This is a genomic window from Pigmentiphaga litoralis (assembly GCF_014651835.1).
Taxonomy (GTDB): Bacteria; Pseudomonadota; Gammaproteobacteria; order Burkholderiales; family Burkholderiaceae_B; genus Pigmentiphaga; species Pigmentiphaga litoralis.
In genome coordinates, this window is sequence record NZ_BMXQ01000003.1 from 89,576 (window position 1) to 109,062 (window position 19,487).

Annotated in this window: 18 protein-coding genes; 12 read left to right on the plus strand and 6 right to left on the minus strand. The window is 64.8% G+C overall.

The genetic code is table 11. The annotated features are described in order from the left end of the window. Positions 1–43: 43 nt before the first annotated feature. A complete protein-coding gene (gene ompA / locus IE116_RS23425; RefSeq protein ID WP_189616056.1) occupies positions 44–691 on the minus strand; it encodes an outer membrane protein OmpA in 648 nt (215 codons plus the stop codon). A 97-nt stretch (positions 692–788) separates the two neighbouring features. Then, positions 789–2,147, minus strand: a complete 1,359-nt coding sequence (locus IE116_RS23430) for a TRZ/ATZ family hydrolase (RefSeq protein WP_189616057.1) — start codon at positions 2,145–2,147, stop codon at positions 789–791. Between the two features lie 128 nt (positions 2,148–2,275). Between IE116_RS23430 and gyrA the strand changes: the two genes are divergently transcribed. The 5 genes from gyrA (at position 2,276) to aroA (ending at position 9,773) form a co-directional block, all read left to right on the plus strand. Beyond that, on the plus strand, positions 2,276–5,020 hold the full coding sequence (gene gyrA, locus IE116_RS23435; RefSeq protein ID WP_189616059.1) for a DNA gyrase subunit A: 2,745 nt from the start codon (positions 2,276–2,278) through the stop codon (positions 5,018–5,020). A gap of 58 nt (positions 5,021–5,078) precedes the next feature. Beyond that, positions 5,079–6,209, plus strand: a complete 1,131-nt coding sequence (gene serC, locus IE116_RS23440; protein ID WP_189616061.1) for a 3-phosphoserine/phosphohydroxythreonine transaminase — start codon at positions 5,079–5,081, stop codon at positions 6,207–6,209. Further along, positions 6,202–7,284 (plus strand): prephenate dehydratase, encoded by a 1,083-nt coding sequence (gene pheA / locus IE116_RS23445; protein WP_189616064.1) that lies wholly within the window; start codon positions 6,202–6,204, stop codon positions 7,282–7,284. Before serC ends, pheA begins: the two co-directional genes overlap by 8 nt. A gap of 66 nt (positions 7,285–7,350) precedes the next feature. Then, positions 7,351–8,304, plus strand: a complete 954-nt coding sequence (locus IE116_RS23450) for a prephenate dehydrogenase (RefSeq protein WP_189616066.1) — start codon at positions 7,351–7,353, stop codon at positions 8,302–8,304. Positions 8,305–8,444: 140 nt separating this feature from the next. After that, positions 8,445–9,773 (plus strand): 3-phosphoshikimate 1-carboxyvinyltransferase, encoded by a 1,329-nt coding sequence (gene aroA / locus IE116_RS23455; protein ID WP_189616603.1) that lies wholly within the window; start codon positions 8,445–8,447, stop codon positions 9,771–9,773. Here the strand turns inward: aroA and IE116_RS23460 are convergent. Next, positions 9,749–10,021: a DUF2061 domain-containing protein gene (locus IE116_RS23460; RefSeq protein ID WP_189616068.1), complete on the minus strand. Its 273-nt coding sequence runs from the start codon at positions 10,019–10,021 to the stop codon at positions 9,749–9,751. The genes aroA and IE116_RS23460 overlap by 25 nt on opposite strands. 106 nt (positions 10,022–10,127) lie before the next feature. Here IE116_RS23460 and cmk point away from each other — a divergent pair, with 106 nt between their 5' ends. The 3 genes from cmk (at position 10,128) to IE116_RS23475 (ending at position 13,107) form a co-directional block, all read left to right on the plus strand. After that, the gene (cmk, locus tag IE116_RS23465) at positions 10,128–10,823 is read left to right on the plus strand and encodes a (d)CMP kinase (RefSeq protein WP_189616070.1); all 696 of its coding nucleotides are present in this window, start codon (positions 10,128–10,130) and stop codon (positions 10,821–10,823) included. A 224-nt stretch (positions 10,824–11,047) separates the two neighbouring features. Further along, positions 11,048–12,757, plus strand: a complete 1,710-nt coding sequence (gene rpsA, locus IE116_RS23470; protein WP_189616072.1) for a 30S ribosomal protein S1 — start codon at positions 11,048–11,050, stop codon at positions 12,755–12,757. A gap of 47 nt (positions 12,758–12,804) precedes the next feature. Beyond that, entirely contained in the window at positions 12,805–13,107 is a 303-nt protein-coding gene (locus IE116_RS23475) for an integration host factor subunit beta (protein ID WP_179590588.1), read from the plus strand. A gap of 62 nt (positions 13,108–13,169) precedes the next feature. Here the strand turns inward: IE116_RS23475 and IE116_RS23480 are convergent, their stop codons facing one another. The 3 genes from IE116_RS23480 to IE116_RS23490 all read right to left on the minus strand — a co-directional run bounded on the left by IE116_RS23480 (position 13,170) and on the right by IE116_RS23490 (position 15,724). After that, positions 13,170–14,006, minus strand: coding sequence for an alpha/beta fold hydrolase (locus IE116_RS23480; RefSeq protein WP_189616074.1), 837 nt, complete (start codon positions 14,004–14,006; stop codon positions 13,170–13,172). 151 nt (positions 14,007–14,157) lie between these two features. Then, positions 14,158–14,805 carry an NADPH-dependent F420 reductase gene (locus IE116_RS23485; RefSeq protein WP_189616076.1) on the minus strand — a complete coding sequence of 216 codons (648 nt, stop codon included), beginning with the start codon at positions 14,803–14,805 and terminating at the stop codon, positions 14,158–14,160. A 160-nt stretch (positions 14,806–14,965) separates the two neighbouring features. Next, positions 14,966–15,724, minus strand: coding sequence for an SDR family NAD(P)-dependent oxidoreductase (locus tag IE116_RS23490; protein ID WP_189616078.1), 759 nt, complete (start codon positions 15,722–15,724; stop codon positions 14,966–14,968). 109 nt (positions 15,725–15,833) lie between these two features. Between IE116_RS23490 and IE116_RS23495 the strand changes: the two genes are divergently transcribed. The 4 genes from IE116_RS23495 (at position 15,834) to rfaE1 (ending at position 19,415) form a co-directional block, all read left to right on the plus strand. After that, a complete protein-coding gene (locus tag IE116_RS23495) occupies positions 15,834–16,787 on the plus strand; it encodes a LysR family transcriptional regulator (protein ID WP_189616079.1) in 954 nt (317 codons plus the stop codon). A gap of 86 nt (positions 16,788–16,873) precedes the next feature. After that, positions 16,874–17,200 carry a LapA family protein gene (locus IE116_RS23500; RefSeq protein WP_189616080.1) on the plus strand — a complete coding sequence of 109 codons (327 nt, stop codon included), beginning with the start codon at positions 16,874–16,876 and terminating at the stop codon, positions 17,198–17,200. A gap of 9 nt (positions 17,201–17,209) precedes the next feature. Then, complete coding sequence (lapB, locus tag IE116_RS23505; protein WP_189616081.1) at positions 17,210–18,451, plus strand: lipopolysaccharide assembly protein LapB; 1,242 nt, start codon at positions 17,210–17,212, stop codon at positions 18,449–18,451. Then, entirely contained in the window at positions 18,444–19,415 is a 972-nt protein-coding gene (rfaE1, locus tag IE116_RS23510; protein WP_189616082.1) for a D-glycero-beta-D-manno-heptose-7-phosphate kinase, read from the plus strand. Before lapB ends, rfaE1 begins: the two co-directional genes overlap by 8 nt. Positions 19,416–19,487: the final 72 nt, after the last annotated feature.

Genomic DNA, 19,487 nt, shown 5'->3' on the forward strand with positions numbered 1-19,487 from the left:
TCAAACAGCAACCGAATTTACCAGCGTTCAGCTAGCGTAGGCCTTAACGGTTACGCGTGCCAACCACTTCAACTTCAACGCGACGGTTCTTGGCGCGACCGGCGGCAGTCTTGTTGTCAGCGACCGGCTGCTTTTCGCCCTTGCCTTCCGTGTAAACACGGTTGGCTTCGATGCCCTTGCTGACCAGGTAGGCCTTGACAGCTTCGGCACGACGGACGGACAGACGCTGGTTGTACGCATCGGTACCGACAGAGTCAGTGTGACCCACGGCGATGACGACTTCCAGGTTGATGTTGCGAACTTGTGCGACCAGTTCGTCAAGCTTGGCGCGAGCTTCTGGCTTCACGACAGACTTGTCGAAGTCGAACAGGGCGTCAGAAGAGTACGTGACCTTCTGGCTGACAGGCACCGGTGCCGGCACGACGGCTGGCGGTGGTGCAGGACGAGGTTGCTGAACAGGAACCACAGCTGGAGCTGGCGGCTTCAGCGCGCCATCGCAGGACGGGTCAGCAGTCGCAGGGGTCCAGAACCCGTTGCGCCAGCAGAGGCCATCGTTGCTCTTCAGAAGCGGGCCACCAGCGGTTTGCCAGTTATCGTTTGTTGTCGTGGTCTGAGCTGTGGCCACGCCTGAGGCCGTTACGGCAGCGAAGGCGAGCGCCAGAGAGATTCCAACTTTGGAGCGTTTGTTCATGTTTCTCCTCTTAGCTTGAAATAAAACTCGCAGCGAACCCCCGCCGCAACATGAATTACGAGGTAAGTATAGCATTCGGACTGTTTTCTCATAGATGTCACTCCTTGGACACGTAAGGTTTTGTGCCAGAAAGGACACCCACTGCGAGCGTGTGCCACTGCGGGATTCTGGACAATATCCTTTCGAGTTCCATCCGTGCCGATATCTTGGTGAGATGTAGTTTTTTAGCAACTGACTCGCCAGCGACCCAAACCTCCTCCACGTCCTCTCTTCCGGCCGTGTAAACGACGTGCGACGCGGGGTCGAAAACGGGCAACTGGTGCGCCGCATCCAGCCGTATCGCCACCATGTCGGCCTGCTTGCCGACCACCAGCGAACCGATCCGGTCCTGCCAACCCAAGGCGCACGCGCCCCCGAGCGTGGCGGCGTGCAGCGCCTGGTGCGCCGAAAAAGCGGCCGCGTCGCCGCTCGCGCCTTTTGCCAACAGCGCCGCCAGTCGGACTTCAGACAGCATGTCGAGACGGTTATTGCTGGCCGCACCATCGGTTCCCACGCCAAAGTTCAATCCATCTCGTAACAATTGCGCTACCGGTGCGATACCGCTGGCAAGCTTCAGATTGGATGCCGGGCAGTGGGCCAGGTGTGCACCTCGCGCAACGAGCATGGCAATGTCGGCCGTATCCAGATGCACGCCATGGATGGCGATCAGGCGCGGCGACAGGAGGCCGAGGCGGGCAAGCCGGGCGGTCGGCCGCAAACCGGTCCGGGCCAGCGCGTCGCTGACTTCCTGCGCGGTTTCCTGCAGATGGATGGCGATCGGGACATCCAGTTCCTCGGCCAGCATGTCGATCCGGCGCAAGGTGTCGTCGCCAACGGTATAGGGGGCGTGGGGCGCGAACATGAAACCCAGCGACGCCTCGCCGCGAAAGTCGGACTGGGCGGCCAGGCCCTGACCGATGTAGGCGTCGGCGTTGGCGGCATAAGGCGTTGGAAAGTCGATCACCGTCATGCCGACCACGCAGCGCAGCCCGATCGCGAGCGCCGCGCGCGCGACCGCATCCGGGTGGAAATACATGTCGGCGCAACAGGTGGTGCCGCCCGCCAGCATTTCGGCAAAGGCAAGCACGCTGCCGTCATGGACGAAGTCGGGGGACACCAGCCGGCTTTCCAGCGGCCAGATGCGGTCGTGGAGCCAGGTCATCAGGGGCAGGTCATCGCCCGCGCCGCGCAGCAGGCTCATGGCCGCATGGGTGTGCAGGTTCACGAAACCCGGCATCAGCACCCGGCCGGGCAAATGCCGGACGGTGGCGTCCGGATAGCGCTGGCGCAGTGCTGCATGCGGGGCGATGGCCAGAATGCGGCCGTCCTGCACCGCGACGCCGTGGCCCGTCAGCACCGTGCCGGCAGGTTCGATCGGAAGGATCCAGTCGGGAAGGAGGAGCGTGGTCGAAGCCATGGCGCGCGCCGCAGGGGAGGATGGCGACTATTACATCATGGGCGCGGCGGGTGACCGGATGGTAAACTCCAAAGCTTCGCCCTGCCAGTTGCCCGGGGGCGCGATAACTCACTTTATGCAGCTTGCCCATGGATTCCTTCGCCAAGGAAACAATACCGATCTCTCTTGAAGAAGAGATGCGTCGCAGTTATCTCGATTACGCCATGAGCGTGATCGTCGGGCGCGCGCTGCCCGATGTGCGCGATGGCCTGAAACCGGTGCACCGCCGGGTCCTGTTCGCCATGCACGAGCTGAACAACGACTGGAACCGCGCCTACAAGAAGTCGGCGCGTATCGTCGGGGATGTGATCGGTAAGTACCATCCTCACGGCGATCAGTCCGTGTACGACACCATCGTTCGCATGGCGCAGCCGTTCTCGCTGCGCTACATGCTGGTGGACGGCCAGGGCAACTTCGGTTCGGTCGACGGCGACAGCGCCGCGGCCATGCGATACACCGAAATCCGCCTGTCCAAGATTGCGCACGAACTGCTGGCCGACATCGACCAGGAAACCGTCGATTTCGGGCCGAACTACGACGGCAGCGAAAAAGAACCCCTGCTGCTGCCATCGCGCCTGCCCAACCTGCTGGTCAACGGCAGCTCGGGCATCGCAGTTGGCATGGCCACCAACATTCCGCCGCACAACCTGTCCGAAGTGGTCGACGGCTGTCTGTTCTGCCTGCGCAACCCGGAATGCACGGTCGACGAACTGATCGAAGTGATTCCCGCGCCCGACTTCCCGACCGGGGCGACCATCTACGGCATGTCCGGCGTGCGCGAAGGCTATCGCACCGGCCGCGGCCGGGTGGTCATGCGCGCCAAGACGCACTTCGAAGACGTGGATCGTGCCGGCGGACGCCAGGCCATCATCGTCGACGAAATCCCGTACCAGGTGAACAAGCGCACGCTGCTTGAACGTATCGCCGAACTCGTCAACGAAAAGAAGGTCGAGGGCATCTCCGACATCCGCGACGAGTCCGACAAGGACGGCATGCGGGTCGTGATCGAGCTCAAGCGCGGCGAAGTGCCCGAAGTCGTGCTGAACAATCTGTACAAGAACACGCAGCTGCAAGACACGTTCGGCATGAACCTGGTGTCGCTGGTCGACGGCCAGCCGCGCCTGCTGAACCTGAAGCAGATGATCGAGTACTTCCTGCAGCATCGGCGGGAAGTGGTCACGCGTCGCACGGTGTTCCAGTTGCGCAAGGCGCGGGAACGCGGTCACGTGCTGGAAGGCCTGGCGGTCGCGCTGGCCAACATCGACGATTTCATTGCGATCATCAAGGCGGCGCCGACCCCACCGGTCGCGCGTCAGGACCTGATGGCCCAGTCGTGGGATTCGTCGCTGGTCCGCGACATGCTGGCCCGCGCCGAAAACGAGACCGATGGCGGCCTGCAGGCCTACCGTCCGGAAAGCCTGCCCGCCGGCTTCGGCATGCAGGCCGACGGCCTGTACCGCCTGAGCGATACGCAGGCGCAGGAAATCCTGAACATGCGTCTCCAGCGCCTGACCGGCCTGGAGCAGGACAAGATCGTTGCCGAGTACAAGGAAGTGATGGCCACCATCGCCGACTTGCTCGACATCCTGGCCAAGCCGCCGCGTGTCACGGCCATCATCACCGACGAACTGTCGGCGATCAAGGCCGAGTTCGGCACCGACGCCAAGGACAGCCGCCGCTCGCACATCGAGCTGAACGCGACCGAGCTCGACACCGAAGACCTGATCACGCCGACCGACATGGTCGTGACCCTGTCGCACACCGGCTATATCAAGAGCCAGCCTTTGTCCGAATACCGCGCGCAAAAGCGTGGCGGACGCGGCAAATCGGCCACCGCGATGAAGGAAGATGACTGGATCGACCAGCTGTTCATCGCGAACACGCACGACTTCATCCTGTGCTTCAGCGATCGCGGCCGGGTGTACTGGCTCAAGGTCTGGGAAGTGCCGCAAGGCACGCGTACGTCGCGCGGCAAGCCGATCGTGAACATGTTCCCGCTGAACGATGGCGAGAAGGTCACGGTGGTGCTGCCGATCAAGGCGTTCGACGAAGACCACTTCGTGTTCATGGCCACGGCCAAGGGGACGGTCAAGAAGACGCCGCTGTCCGACTTCTCGAACCCCCGCAAAGCCGGCATCATTGCGGTCGACCTGGACGAAGGCGACTACCTGATCGGCGCGTCGGTCACCGACGGCAAGCACGATGTCATGCTGTTCTCGGACGCCGGCAAGGCCGTGCGTTTCGACGAAAACGACGTGCGCCCGATGGGCCGTACCGCGCGCGGTGTGCGCGGCATGATGCTGGATGAAGCGCACAACGTGATCGCGTTGCTGGTGGCCGAAAACGAAACGCAAAGCGTGCTGACCGCGACCGAAAACGGCTACGGCAAGCGCACGCCGATCGCCGAGTACACGCGCCACGGCCGTGGCACCAAGGGCATGATCGCGATCCAGACGTCCGAGCGTAATGGCAAGGTCGTCGGCGCGGTGCTGGTGACGCCAACCGACGAGATCATGCTGATCACGACGGGCGGCGTGCTGGTTCGTACCCGGGTCAGCGAGATCCGCGAAATGGGCCGCGCCACGCAAGGCGTGACCCTGATCAACGTCGACGAAGGCACGCATCTGTCAGGTGTGCAGCGTGTGGTCGAAACCGACCATGAAGAGGCCGAAGCCATCATCGCGGGTGAAGGATCGCTGTCGGGCGACCTGTCGTCCGGCGATGACGTGACGCCAGATGCAGGTGACGACGGCGCCGCGGGCGATGTCCCGGACGATGCAGCCGACACGGACGCATCCGATTCGGACGCAGACGACGCGACGCCCGACGCCTGAGTCATCACCCCGTCCTCTTGAACCGTGCCCCGACTATCAACAGCCAGTGCAGACCGCGATGAAACGTCCTTATAACTTCTCTGCCGGTCCGGCCGCATTGCCGGAAACCGTGTTGCAGCGCGCCGCTGCCGAAATGCTCGATTGGCAGGGCAGCGGCATGTCGGTGATGGAAATGAGTCATCGCGGCAAGCACTTCAGCCAGATCTGCGACGAGGCCGAAGCCGACCTGCGCGAACTGCTGGCGATTCCCGACGACTACGCGGCGCTGTTCATGCAGGGCGGCGGGCTGGCCGAAAACGCCATTGTTCCAATGAACCTGATCGGCCTGCAGGTGGCCCAGGCGGCCGACTTCGTGCTGAGCGGGTCATGGGCGGTCAAGTCGTATAAGGAAGCGCGCCGCTACGGCAATGTGGCGGTCGCGGCCACGGCCGAACAGGCCACCGAGATCAACGGCGTGCAGCAGGCGCCGTGGACCTATATGCCCGACCCGTCCACCTGGAAGGTGCGGCCGGAATCGAGCTACCTGCATATCTGCAGCAACGAGACGATCGGCGGCGTCGAATTTCCGGACTGGCCCGACCTGGCCAGCCTGGGCGCCCCCGACACGGTGCTGAGCATCGATGCGTCGTCGCACATCCTGTCCCGTCCCATGGACGTGACGCGTGCGGGCGTGGTGTTTGCCGGTGCGCAAAAGAACATTGGTCCAGCCGGCCTGACGATCGTCATCGTCCGCAAGGACCTGCTGGGCAAGGCGTTGCCGATCTGCCCGTCCGCCTTCGATTACGCCATCGTGGCCGAGAACGACTCGCGCTACAACACGCCGCCAACCTATGCGATCTATATCGCCGGGCTGGTGTTCAAGTGGCTCAAAGAGCAGGGCGGCCTGGCCGGGATGGAAGCGCTCAATACCGCCAAGGCCCGCGCGCTGTATGACTATGTCGATTCGTCTTCCTTCTATCGCAATCCGGTGGAACCGTCGGTGCGATCGCGCATGAACGTGCCGTTCATCCTGCATGACGACGCGTTGAACGCGGCGTTCCTGAAGGAAGCCGATGCGGCCGGACTGCTGCAACTGAAAGGGCACAAGAGCGTGGGCGGCATGCGGGCGTCGATCTATAACGCCATGCCGATGGAAGGGATCCAGGCCCTGATCGCATTCATGAAGTCGTTCGAGCAAAGCCATGGATGATCTGCTTGCGCAGAAGCTTGCGCCTTTGCGCGCCCGGATCGACGAGATCGATGCCGAAGTCTTTGCCCTGCTGACCGAACGTGCGCGCACGGCGCTGGCCGTGGGCGAGGTCAAGCAGCATGTCAGCGGGCCGGTGTTGCGGCCAGAGCGGGAAGCCCAGGTGATCCGCCGTCTGCAGGACATGAATGCCGGGCCGCTGCCGGCGTCCGCCATTGCGGCGATCTGGGGCGAGATCATGTCGGCCTGCCGCGCGCTTGAAGAGCCTGCCAAGGTCGCCTACCTGGGTCCGCAAGGCACGTACAGCGAAGTCGCGGCCCTGGCGCATTTCGGCCACGCGATCGAGACGGTGCCTTGCGTCAATTTTGACGAGGTGTTCCGCGCGGTCGAAGCGGGCCGCGCCGACTTCGGCATGGTCGCACTTGAAAACTCCAACGAGGGCGCGGTCAACCGCGTGCTCGACCTGCTGCTGACGTCGTCGGCCAAGGTGCTGGGCGAGCGTTCGGTGCCGGTTCATCATTGCCTCATGACCCGCAGCGGCACGCTTGACGGCGTGCAACGGGTGCGCGCTCACCCGCAGGCGCTGGCGCAGTGTCAGGCGTGGCTGTCCGAACACCGTCCGGACCTGATCCGCGAGTCGGCCTCCAGCAATGCCGAAGCGGCCCGCATGGCGGCCGAAGATCCCACGGTGGCCGCCATTGCCAGCGAGCAGGCGGCCGGTCTGTGGAACCTGTGCATCGTTGCGCCCCACATCCAGGACGATCCCCACAATCGCACGCGTTTCCTGGCGATCGGCCATATCGACACGGCGCCGTCAGGCAAGGACAAGACCAGTTTGATCCTTGCCGTGCCGAACGAAGCGGGCGCTGTGTATGAAATGCTCAAGCCGCTGGCCGACAACGGCGTGTCCATGACGCGCTTCGAATCGCGCCCGGCTCGCACCGGCCAGTGGGAGTACTACTTCTACGTCGACATCGAAGGCCATCAGCAGGACCCTCAAGTGGCCACTGCGCTGGCCGTGCTCAAGTCGCGGGCGGCCTTCTTCAAGGTGCTGGGCTCCTATCCGGTGGCTCCCTGATTGCAGCGCCGGGCGGCCTTTGCCGTCCTGCGCGATTCGGCCCCTCCCTTTTTTTCCGGTAGCCGCATGACGCTTTCTTCTTCTCCCGCCGCGCCCGGCGCGCCGCTCGTTCCCGTGCTGGTGGTGGTGGGTGTCGGCTTGATCGGCGGTTCGTTCGCGGCCGCGTTGCGGCAGGTGGGCCAGGTCGGCAAGGTGATCGGCGTGGGGCGTCAGGTGGCCAGCCTGGAGCGCGCGCGGGACCTGGGTCTGATCGACGAATTCCTCCCGCTGGACCAGGCCGTCGCGCAAGCCGACCTGGTGCTGCTGTCGGTGCCGGTTGGCGCCACCGAAGCAACGTTGGCGGCGCTGCTGCCGCATCTGCCCGAACACGCGGTCGTGACCGACGTGGGCAGCACGAAACGCGACGTGGTGGCTGCTGCGCGGGCCGCAATGGGCGACCGTATCAATCAGTTCGTGCCGGGCCATCCCATCGCGGGCAGCGAACAGAGCGGCCCCGACGCGGCGCAGACCGGCCTCTACCAGGGTCGCGACGTGATCTTGACGCCGTTGCTGCAGAACACCCGCGCCGACGTCGAATTCGTGCAGCTGGCATGGGAGCTGTGCGGCGCCGAAGTCCGATTGATGACCCCCGAACTGCACGACCGCGCGCTGGCCTCGGTCAGCCACGTGCCGCACCTGCTGGCTTTCGCTTATATGGGCCAGGTGATTGGCGCGCCCGACACGGCGCTGCGGCTCGACCTGGCCGGAAGTGGCTTCCGGGACTTCACGCGGATCGCCGGGGGATCGCCCGACATGTGGCGCGATATCTTCCTGGCGAACCATGACGTGCTGCTCGACGAGGTCGCCCAGGTGCGAGGTATGCTCGACATGTTCGAGCGGGCGATCCGCCATGGCGACACCGAACAGCTGACCGTGCTGCTGCAGGCCATTTCGTCGGTCCGCCGCAATTGGGGCGAGGCGCAAGCCGCCGACACGCCGGCCGCCAGCCGTGCATCGCCCGACGCGGCTGCGGAAGTCTGAATGGTGCTTCGGGCCTGTTCGTATGATCTGTTGGTCCGACCTGTTTGTCTGACCGACCTGCCTTGACCCACTCGCCTGACCGATTAGCCTGACCCCTTCGCCTGATCCACGTGCACGATTCCTCCAGCCTGAGCCCCGCCATGTCCGACGCGCCGCACCTGTCCCATCTTGATTTGTCGCCGGTCCGCACTGCCCAGGGCACGGTGGCGCTGCCGGGTTCCAAAAGCATTTCGAACCGGGTGCTGCTGCTCGCGGCGCTGGCCGAAGGCACAACCCGGGTGACTGGGCTGCTCGATTCCGACGATACGCGCGTCATGCTGGCGGCGTTGCGGGCGCTGGGTGTGCCGGTGGCGCCGGGCGGTGATCGCAGCGAGGTGTCCGTCACCGGCGCCGCGCGCTTTCCGGGATTGCACGCCACGCTCTTCATGGGCAATGCCGGCACCGCCATCCGGCCGCTGACCGCGGCGCTGGCCATGATGGGCGGACACTACCTGCTGAGCGGCGTGCCGCGCATGCACGAACGGCCGATCGGCGACCTGGTCGATGCCTTGCGCATGCTTGGCGCGCGCGTCGCGTACCAGGGCAAGGAAGGCTACCCGCCGCTGTCGATCGGCGTGGGCGACCTGACGCTGAAAGGCCCGGTGCGCGTCAATGGCTCGGTATCGAGCCAGTTCCTGACAGCCTTGCTGCTGGCGGCGCCGCTGGCCACGGCCGCGACGGGGCGCGACTTTGTCATCGAGGTGCAAGGCGAGTTGATCTCCAAGCCGTACGTCGAAATCACCCTGAACCTGATGGCCCGGTTTGGCGTGACCGCGCAGCGCGATGGCTGGACGCGGTTTACCGTGCCTGCACGCGCTCGATACACGTCGCCCGGACAGATCCTGGTCGAAGGGGACGCGTCATCGGCGTCGTACTTCCTGGCGCTTGGCGCCATTGGCGGCGGGCCCGTGCGCGTGACCGGCGTGGGGGAGGGCAGCATCCAGGGCGATGTGGCCTTTGCCGACACGCTGGCCGCCATGGGCGCCACGGTCCGCACGGGGCCGGACTGGATTGAAACCACGGGATTGCGGGTGGCCGCTGGCGAACGCCTGCGCGCCTTCGACACGGATTTCAACCTGATCCCCGACGCGGCCATGACGGCGGCGGTGCTCGCGCTGTATGCCGATGGCCCATGCACGCTGCGCAATATCGCCAGCTGGCGCGTGAAGGAAACGGACCGCATCCACGCCATGGAAACGGAACTGCGCAAGCTGGGCGCAACGGTCACGGCCACCCATGACAGCCTGACCGTTACGCCGCCAGCGCGCTGGACGCCCGCCGAGATCGGCACCTGGGACGACCACCGCATGGCCATGTGCTTTTCGTTGGCGGCATTTGGCGGCCAGCCGGTCCGTATCCTGGACCCGAACTGCGTCAGCAAGACCTTTCCGACCTATTTCGACGTTTACGCCGGGCTGGTCGCGGCTTGACCGGGAGCGTGTATCGGCATCTGGCCGGACGCTTGACCGTACCCGTCGGCTGCGCGACCCTGGCTGCGCAGCGCCTTGGCGTGCTGCCGCTTTTCCCAGGCCCGGTCAAAGAAGTAGTGCACCACGGTGTTGACGATGGGTTCAACAAAGGTGACGGCGCCGCTCATCGCAACACTGCCGGTGATCAGATAGGTCACGCTGAACGCGGTAACGACGTGCACGCCGCCGAAGGCAAGGGTCTTGGCCATGAAAACTCCGTAAGCGTTAATGCCAATTGAGAATTGATCTCATTATTGGGTTTTGCCGTTCCGGCTTCAAGACAATAGATTTCATCGCATTGATAGGAAAAGACAAATGAGTGGCGCGCACGTGCAGGTAATCGCTATCGATGGGCCGACCGCCTCGGGCAAGGGCACCATCGCCCATCGCGTCGCGCAGCAACTGGGCTGGCACGTGCTGGATAGCGGCGCCTTGTATCGGCTCACGGCGCTGGCCTGCATGAAACGCGGCATTTCGCTTGACGCGGTGGATCAGGTGGCCGATATCGCCGGTCAGCTGGACGTCCGGTTCCACGAGCTGGGCGTCTACCTGGACGGCCACGACGTAGGCGCCGAGATCCGCCAGGAAGCCGTGGGCAACGGCGCGTCGCAGGTCGCCGCGCTCGGACCGGTGCGCGCGGCGCTGCTGGAACGCCAGCGGGCATTTCGTCAACCCGACGGCCTGGTGGCCGACGGCCGCGACATGGGCACGGTGGTGTTCCCCGATGCCATCCTGAAGGTGTTCCTGGTGGCCAGCGCCCAGGCTCGGGCCGAAAGGCGGTATAACCAGTTGATCGAAAAGGGATTTTCGGCTAATCTCTTAACCCTTTTGCATGATTTGGAAGCGCGTGATGCGCGCGACATGCAGCGGGTCAATGCCCCGCTTTTTCCGGCGGACGACGCCCTGGTGCTCGATTCGTCCGACCTGTCGATCGACCAGACAGTCGCCCAGGTGATGGCCTGGTACAAAGGCAAGTTGCCCCAGGGTAGGAAGAAGCCACCCAAAGGGTAGGAAGAAGCCACCCAAAGGGTAGGAAGAAGCCACCCCGACCGTGAGCCATCCACGCGGCCACGAAGCTCCACAGAATGTTTTCGCAGGACAGCGCACAGGCTTTGGTTCGAGTGCGCTGATTGGCCCTCAGCAATGAGGTTGTTTGACTCCACCGATTGGTACGGTTCCAGGACGAATTCTCGTCTGCCCCCAATGAAGGTGTGTAACCCCGGTACAACACAACAATGTCTTCGGTTTCCGAAATTCCAGCAGGCGAAGAAAGTTTCGCCGCACTGTTTGAAGAAAGCATCAAGAAACAAGAGATGAAGTCTGGCGAGGTCATCACTGCTGAAGTGGTGCGCATCGACCATAACTTCGTGGTGGTCAACGCTGGCCTGAAGTCCGAGGCTCTGATCCCGCTCGAAGAATTCCTGAACGACAAGGGCGAACTCGAAGTGTCGGAAGGCGACTTCGTCTCCGTCGCGATCGACGCGCTGGAAAACGGCTACGGCGACACGGTTCTGTCGCGTGACCGCGCCAAGCGCCTGGCTGCCTGGCTGCAACTCGAGCAGGCGCTCGAGTCGGGCGACCTGGTCACCGGCACCATCACTGGCAAGGTCAAGGGCGGCCTGACCGTCATGACCAACGCAATCCGCGCCTTCCTGCCGGGTTCGCTGGTCGACCTGCGTCCTGTCAAGGACACCACGCCGTACGAAGGCAAGACCCTCGAATTCCGCGTCATCAAGCTCGACCGCAAGCGCAACAACGTCGTGCTGTCGCGCCGTGCCGTGCTCGAAGCCAACATGGGCGAAGAGCGCCAGAAGCTGCTCGAGACGCTGCACGAAGGTGCGATCGTCAACGGCGTGGTCAAGAACATCACCGACTACGGCGCATTCGTGGACCTGGGCGGTATCGACGGCCTGCTGCACATCACCGATCTGGCATGGCGTCGTGTGCGTCACCCGTCGGAAGTGCTGACTGTCGGCCAGGAAATCCAGGCCAAGGTCCTGAAGTTCGACCAGGAAAAGAACCGCGTCTCGCTGGGCGTCAAGCAGCTGGGCGAAGATCCCTGGGTGGGCCTCGCTCGTCGCTACCCGCAAGGCACGCGTCTGTTCGGCAAGGTCACGAACCTCACGGACTACGGCGCATTCGTCGAAGTCGAAGCCGGCATCGAAGGCCTGGTCCACGTGTCCGAAATGGACTGGACCAACAAGAACGTCGATCCCAAGAAGGTTGTCACCCTGGGCGACGAAGTCGAAGTCATGGTTCTGGAAATCGACGAAGACCGCCGCCGTATCTCGCTGGGCATGAAGCAGTGCCGCGCGAATCCGTGGGAAGAATTCTCGATCAACCACAAGCGTGGCGACAAGGTCCGCGGCGCCATCAAGTCGATCACCGACTTCGGCGTGTTCGTCGGTCTGCCTGGCGGCATCGACGGCCTGGTGCACCTGTCCGACCTGTCCTGGAGCGAAACCGGCGAAGAAGCCGTGCGCAACTTCAAGAAGGGCGACGAAGTCGAAGCCGTGGTTCTGGGCATCGACACCGACAAGGAACGCATCTCGCTGGGCATCAAGCAGCTGGAAGGCGATCCGTTCACCAACTTCGTTGGCACGTACGACAAGGGCGCCGTGGTTCCTGGCACCGTCAAGTCCGTCGAACCCAAGGGTGCTGTCGTGACCCTGTCGGTGGATGTCGAAGGCTATCTGCGCGCTTCCGAGATGTCGACGGGCCGCGTGGAAGATGCATCGACCATCGTGAAGGTGGGCGACAACGTCGACGCCATGATCCTGAACATCGACCGCAAGACGCGTTCGATCCAGCTCTCGATCAAGGCGAAGGACAGCGCAGAGACGGCTGACGCCATCCAGCGCATGTCGGATGCCAGCGCATCGTCGGGCACGACCAACCTGGGCGCACTGCTCAAGGCCAAGCTCAACGAACGCGAAAACGGTTGATGGCCTCCTGACAGACGATGCTTTCGGCTCGCCCTGGCATGGATTCCATGACGAAATCCGAGTTGATCGCGCGTTTGGCGGCCCGCTATCCCCAGCTGGTCGCCAAGGATGCCGATTACGCGGTGAAAACGATCCTCGACGCGATGGCCCAGTCCTTATCGGAAGGCCACCGTATCGAGATCCGTGGCTTCGGCAGCTTTTCGCTGTCGAAACGCCCGCCGCGTATAGGCCGTAATCCGAAGTCCGGCGAGCGGGTGCTGGTGCCTGAAAAACGGGTGCCGCACTTCAAGGCCGGCAAGGAATTGCGGGAACGTGTCGACGTTGCCGCCGCCGAACCGCCGCCCGTGTAAGAACGGTCGGCGCGCCGGCAACAAAAAACCCCGACAGCTGCAAGGCTGCCGGGGTTTTTTCTTTACGCCTGGATGAACGCGAGTAGGTCGGCGTTCAGCACATCGGCGTTGACGGTCAGCATCCCATGCGGGTACCCCGGGTAGGTCTTGAGGGTGGCGTTGGGGAGCAGCTTGACGCCCTTGATCGCGGCATCGGCGATCGGCACGATCTGGTCGTCTTCGCCATGCAGCCACAGCGTGGGTACCGTAATCGCCTTCAGGTCATCGCTCTGGTCTGTTTCCGAAAAGGCCTTGATGCCTTCGTAGTGGGCCTTGGCGCTTCCCATCATGCCCTGGCGCCACCAGTTCTGGATCACGCCGGGCAGCACCTTGGCGCCGTCGCGGTTAAAGCCGTAGAACGGACCCGTCGGCAGGTCGGTGAAGAACTGCGCACGGTTGGCAGCCAGCGCCGCTCGCAATCCGTCGAACACCTCCATCGGCAAGCCTTCGGGATTCGCCTCGGTCTTGAGCATCAGGGGCGGCACGGCGGACACCAGGATCGCCTTGGCGACGCGGCCGGCCGGCTGGCCGTGCTTCGCCACATAACGCGCCACCTCGCCACCGCCGGTCGAATGCCCGATGTGGACCGCGTTCTTCAGGTCCAGCGCTTCGACGACCGCAAACGCGTCGGCGGCGTAGTGGTCCATGTCATGGCCTTCGGACACTTGATCCGACCGGCCATGGCCGCGGCGATCGTGGGCCACGACCCGGTAGCCGCGTTGCACGAAGAACAGCATCTGTGCGTCCCAGTCGTCGGACGACAAGGGCCAGCCGTGGTGGAACACGATAGGCTGGGCGGTTTTCGGGCCCCAGTCCTTGTAGAAGATGTTGACGTTGTCAGAGGTGGTGATGAAGGGCATGCGATGCTCCTGAGGGGACGGTAACGATGCGACCAGGGCTGGCGCAACGGACGAGGCTTGCGGTTAACGATCACGGCGTGCGGCAGAGATGACGTTGCGCAGGCCCTGAAGGCTTGCGCAACGGACAGACGCTTGCAGCGCTGACAGGGTGTCAGCCGAATTTGACAAGATTGAGAGCGGGCAGCGGGCCGCCCGGAAACTGGGCGAGGCGGGCCCCGATGGCGAGCGCACCAAGGTCGATGCCGAAGAAGCCCAGGCGGTCGATCAAAGCGGCCACGTCGGCCTTTGCCTGTGCGTCATCCCCGGAATAGAACATAACGCGGCGTCCGCCTTCCCGTCGAGGGTCGCTGGCCACGTGCTCGGCCAGCAGGTGATTGAAGGCTTTGACCAGGCGGGCGCCAGGCACCCTCTCGGCCACGACTTCTGACGACGTGCGGCCCTGCAGCTCGGCAGGCTTGAACAGCGGCCCTTCGATCGGGTTGTTGGCATCGACCACGATCCGCTGGCCGAAGTCGGGCAGGCCGGCAAGCGCGGCGGGCAGCCTGGACCAGTTGACGGCCACGAACACGATATCCTTGGCGGCGGCTTCTTGGCGGGTGCCGGCCTGGATTGTCGGGCCGATGGCGGCGACCGTGTCGGCCAGGCTGGCGGGGCCGCGGCTGTTCGACAGCGTGGCGGTGATGCCGGCGCGTGCCAGTGCGGTGGCGATGGCATGTCCGATATTGCCGGCGCCGATGATGCCGATGCTCGGATCGCGGTTGGGTTGTGCGGCGGCTGGGGTGTGGGTCGAAGTGGTCATGATGGAATGTCCTTGTGTCGTGGTTTGAGAGGTGTGCAAACGGGGTCAGGGTCCGGACGTCGGCAGTGGATGTCGGGACCGGTATCGGTGATGTGGGTCCGTGATGAGGCGGCTGTGGGTCGGTTCTAAATCGGTGCGGCCCTTGACCTTTGCGGGTCGATCAGGCGAGCTGTCCGCCATCGACGTTGAGCGTGGCGCCGGTGATGTACGCCGCATCGGGGCCGGCCAGAAACGCCACGGCGGCAGCGATTTCTTCTGGAAGTCCGTAGCGGCCCAGCGGTGTCAGTGCCTTGAGGGTCTGGGCAAACGGTCCGTCCTGCGGATTCATGTCGGTGTCGATGGCACCCGGCTGGACGACGTTGACGGTAATGTTCCGTGCGCCCAAGTCGCGCGACCAGCCCCGGGTGTAGGCGGCCACGGCGGCTTTGCTGGCGATGTAGTCAGCCGCGCCGGCAAACGGCACATGCACGGCGCCGGTGGTGCCGATGGACACGATGCGGCCGCCGTCCGACATGAGCGGCACGGCGGCGCGCACCGCGGCGGCCACGCCTTTGACGTTGACGTCGAATTGCCGATCGAAGGCAGCCAGGTCGGCCTGGGCGTCGTCGACCGTGCCGGTCACGAACACGCCGGCCGAGTTGACCAGGATGTCCAGGCGTCCGAGCCGGGCGTGGACTTCCTTGACCAGGGCGGCGACCTGAGCGGTGCTGGCCTGGTCGGCCCGCACGGCCAGCGCACGGCGGCCGCCCGCTTCGATCTCTTTCACCAGCGCCTGGGCGCGGTCTTCGGACGCGGCATAACTGAAGGCAACGTCAGCGCCGTCGTGGGCCAGGCGGCGGACGATCGCAGCGCCGATGCCCCGGGCGCCGCCGGTCACAAGGGCGACTTTGCCGGCCAGCGGTTGAAGGGTAGTGGTCATGTGTGCTGCTCCGTGTGGAATGTCGATGAGGCATTCTGACGCCGGTACTCCATGCTGATAAGCTACAAATCGCTGGATTGATCTTCAACGATTGCTTTAAAATAGGCAGATGGAGACACTCGCGAATCTGGAATCGTTTGTCCGTAGCGCCGAGGCAGGCAGCTTTTCCGAAGCCGCCCGACGCCTGTCGCTGACGCCCGCTGCGGTCAGCCGCAATGTGGCCATGCTCGAGCGCAACCTGGATGTGCGGCTCTTCCACCGATCCACCCGCAGCCTGACGCTGACCGAAGCCGGCGAAGCATTCCGCCTGCAGATCACCGATCACCTGCTGGGTTTGCAGGCAGCGATCGCCGCGGCGACCGACGGTGGCGAGCCGGCCGGCGTGCTCAAGGTCAGCCTGCCGCCGCTGCTGGGCACGACACATGTGCTTCCGCTGTTGCCAGCCTTCCTGGCCCGTTACCCCCGGATCCGTCCGGACTGGCATTTCGAAACGCGCCCGGTCGACCTGATCGCCGAGGGGTACGACGCGGCGATCGGGGGAGGCTTCGACCTGACGCCCGGGATCATTGCCCGCACGCTGGCGCCCGCGCACATCGTTGCCGTCGCCTCGCCGGCCTATCTGGCCGGACGTCCGTTGCCGGCCGATCCGGGCGGCCTCGTCGGCCTGGACGGCATCGTGATGCGCGCGCCGCGCACCGGACGCGTGCGCCAGTGGACGATGCGCGACGTGGCAGGCAACGAAATGGCTGCACCCCTGCGCGACACGTTGGTGTTGAACGAACCCGCGGCCATGCGGGACGCGGCGCTGCTGGGCCTGGGCGTCGCTTTGCTCGCCGTGCCGGACGTGCTGCCCGAGCTGGAAGCGGGGCGTCTGGTGCGGCTGCTGCCACGCTGGTATGCCGACGCGGGCGCCATCTCGCTGTACTACGCGTCGCGTGCCTTGCTGCCGGCCAAGACCCGGGTGTTTGTCGAGTGGGTCATGGATGCCTTCAAGGCGCAGCACCTGGCGGAACGCCTGGCAGGCAGCCTTGGGGCGTCCTCGCGCAAGGTGTCGTCTCGATAAAGGACGCAACCCTTCCAGCGCCGGGGCGCTTGAAACACGCTGCCCGGCTTACAATCGCTCCCTACTTCTTTCCTGGAGCATCGACAATGCGATATCTCGTCTGGGCGTTGCGCTTGCTGATCTTTGTCGTGGTGCTGCTCTTCGCGTTGAAAAACACGGACCGCGTCACGGTGTATTTCTTTGCTGATCGCCTGATCAGCGAGGTGCCGCTCATCGTCGTGATGTTGGGTTGCTTCGTTGCCGGGACGCTGTTTGGTCTCTTGCTGACGGTGCCGGCCGTCTTGCGCCGCCGGCGCGAAATGGCCACGCTGCGCCGCGAACTGGAACGCACCCGCGCGCTGGTGCCCGCCACCGGCGCGCAGCCCGAGGTGCCGCCATCGCCCGACGTCTACATCCCTTTGTCTCCGTTGTAAGGCCAGCCCGTGGATTTCGAACCCTGGTGGTTGATTGCCGTCCCCCTGCTGTTCGGACTGGGCTGGATCGCGGCGCGGGTGGACGTGCGGCAGATGCTGTCCGAGAACCGCAACCTGCCCGACTCCTATTTTCGGGGCCTGAACTTCCTGCTGAACGAGCAGCACGACCGCGCCATCGACGCGTTTGTGGAAGTGGCCAAGCTCGATCCCGAAACGACCGACCTGCACTTTGCCCTGGGCAGCCTGTTCCGGCGGCGCGGTGAAATCGAACGCGCGATCCGGGTGCATCAGAGCCTGCTGCAGCGGCCCGACCTGCCGGTCAGCCAGCGGGAGCAGGCCATGAACGAACTGGCGCAGGACTACCTGCGCGCAGGCATGCTGGATCGGGCCGAAGCCGCCTTCGATCAACTGAAACCGACGCGCTTTGCGCCCGATGCCTTGCGCGCCCTGATCCGCATCCACGAAACCGAGCGCGACTGGCCGGCCGCAATCCAGGCCGTGCATGCGCTGCAAGGCCTGGTCGACGAACCGGTGCCGCAAGCCGTGCACTTCCATTGCGAAGAGGCCGCCGCCGCGCTGGCCTTGCCGGTGCCCGATATCGATGCCGCGACCCACGCGCTGGACGCCGCCACGCATGCGTCGGAACTGGCCCAGCGCAGCGCCGAGGCGCCGCCCCACGTGCGTATTGCCATCATGCGGGCCGATCTGGCGCTGCGCGAAGGCGACCTGCGTGCGCAGCGACTGCAGCTCAAATCGATCCTGGCGTCGCACCCGGATTATGTCGGCCTGATCGCCGAGGCCTTCCTGACCAACTACCGCGCCACGCAGCGCGAAAACGACGGGCTGGAGCAACTCGAAGCGCACTACGCGCGGCACCCGTCGCTCGACCTCTTCAACTCGATTTTCCTGGCGCGTGGCCGCCTGCACGGCGCGGCCGACGCCTGGGCGTTTGCGCGGGCGGCGCTGCAACGCAATCCTTCCTTGCTCGGCCTGGACCGCATGCTCGAAGCGCAACTGGCGCGCGGCGCCGAAACCCCGCCGGCAATCGAAAGCATTCCAGGCGCGTGCACCGCGCTGTCGGTGGAAGACGTCGCGCTGATGCGCAGCCTGATCCACAAGCATACGCAGCGGCTGGATCGGTATGCGTGTCGCGCGTGCGGCTTCAAGGCCAAGCGCTTTCACTGGCAGTGCCCGGGCTGCAATGCCTGGGAGACCTATTCGCCCAAACGTTTGGAAGAACTGGATGTCTGACACCAAGGCCGCGCCTGGCCAGCCTTTTCCCTCGGACGCCGTGCGCCAGTCGGCGCGCGTCCTTGTCATCGGCGACGTCATGCTGGACCGCTACTGGTTCGGCGAAGTCGACCGGATCTCGCCGGAAGCGCCGGTGCCCGTGGTGCGCGTGTCGCGCAGCGAAGACCGCCTGGGCGGCGCGGCCAACGTGGCGCGCAACGTGGCGGTGCTGGGTGCACGCGTCACCCTGGTCGGGATCGTCGGCAACGACGATTCGGGCGTGGCGATTTCGCGCCTGTGCGCCGAAGCCGGCGTGACCGCCGAACTGGTCACCGATGCCGCCATTCCCACCACCATGAAGATGCGGGTGCTGGGCCGCCAGCAGCAATTGCTGCGGGTCGACTTCGAGCAGAGTCCGGGGCCCGACACCTTGGTGGCGCTGGCGGAACGGGTGGCCAGCCTGATGAGCGACCACGATGTCGTGGTGCTGTCCGATTACGCCAAAGGCGTGCTGGAACATGTCGAACCGCTGATCGCCCTGGCGCGCCGCCACGAGTGCATCATCCTGGTCGATCCGAAAGGCGACGACTACAGCCGGTACCGCGGCGCGACGCTGGTCACGCCCAATCAGTCCGAAATGCGCGATGCGGTGGGCCGCTGGCGCGACGACGACGAACTGGCCGAGCGCGCGCAGCGGCTGCGCGTAGCCCTGGACCTGAAGGCATTGCTGGTGACGCGGTCGGAGCTGGGCATGACGCTGTACACGGCCGACGGCCGCGACCATGTCGGGGCGCAGGCGCGCGAGGTGTTCGACGTGTCGGGCGCGGGCGATACCGTCATTGCCACGCTGGCCGTCATGCAGGCGGCCGGGCTGGATCTGCACGACGCGATGCGCTGGGCGAACCTTGCCGGCGGCATCGTGGTCGGAAAGCTGGGGACGTCGATCGTCACGCCGGCCGAATTGAGCGCGGCGCAAGCGGGCTGACGCCGCCATGGGGGCCACCGGCCCCGTTCGAATTACAACCGGTGGACCGCGCGCGTGGGTGGGCCGCGCGTC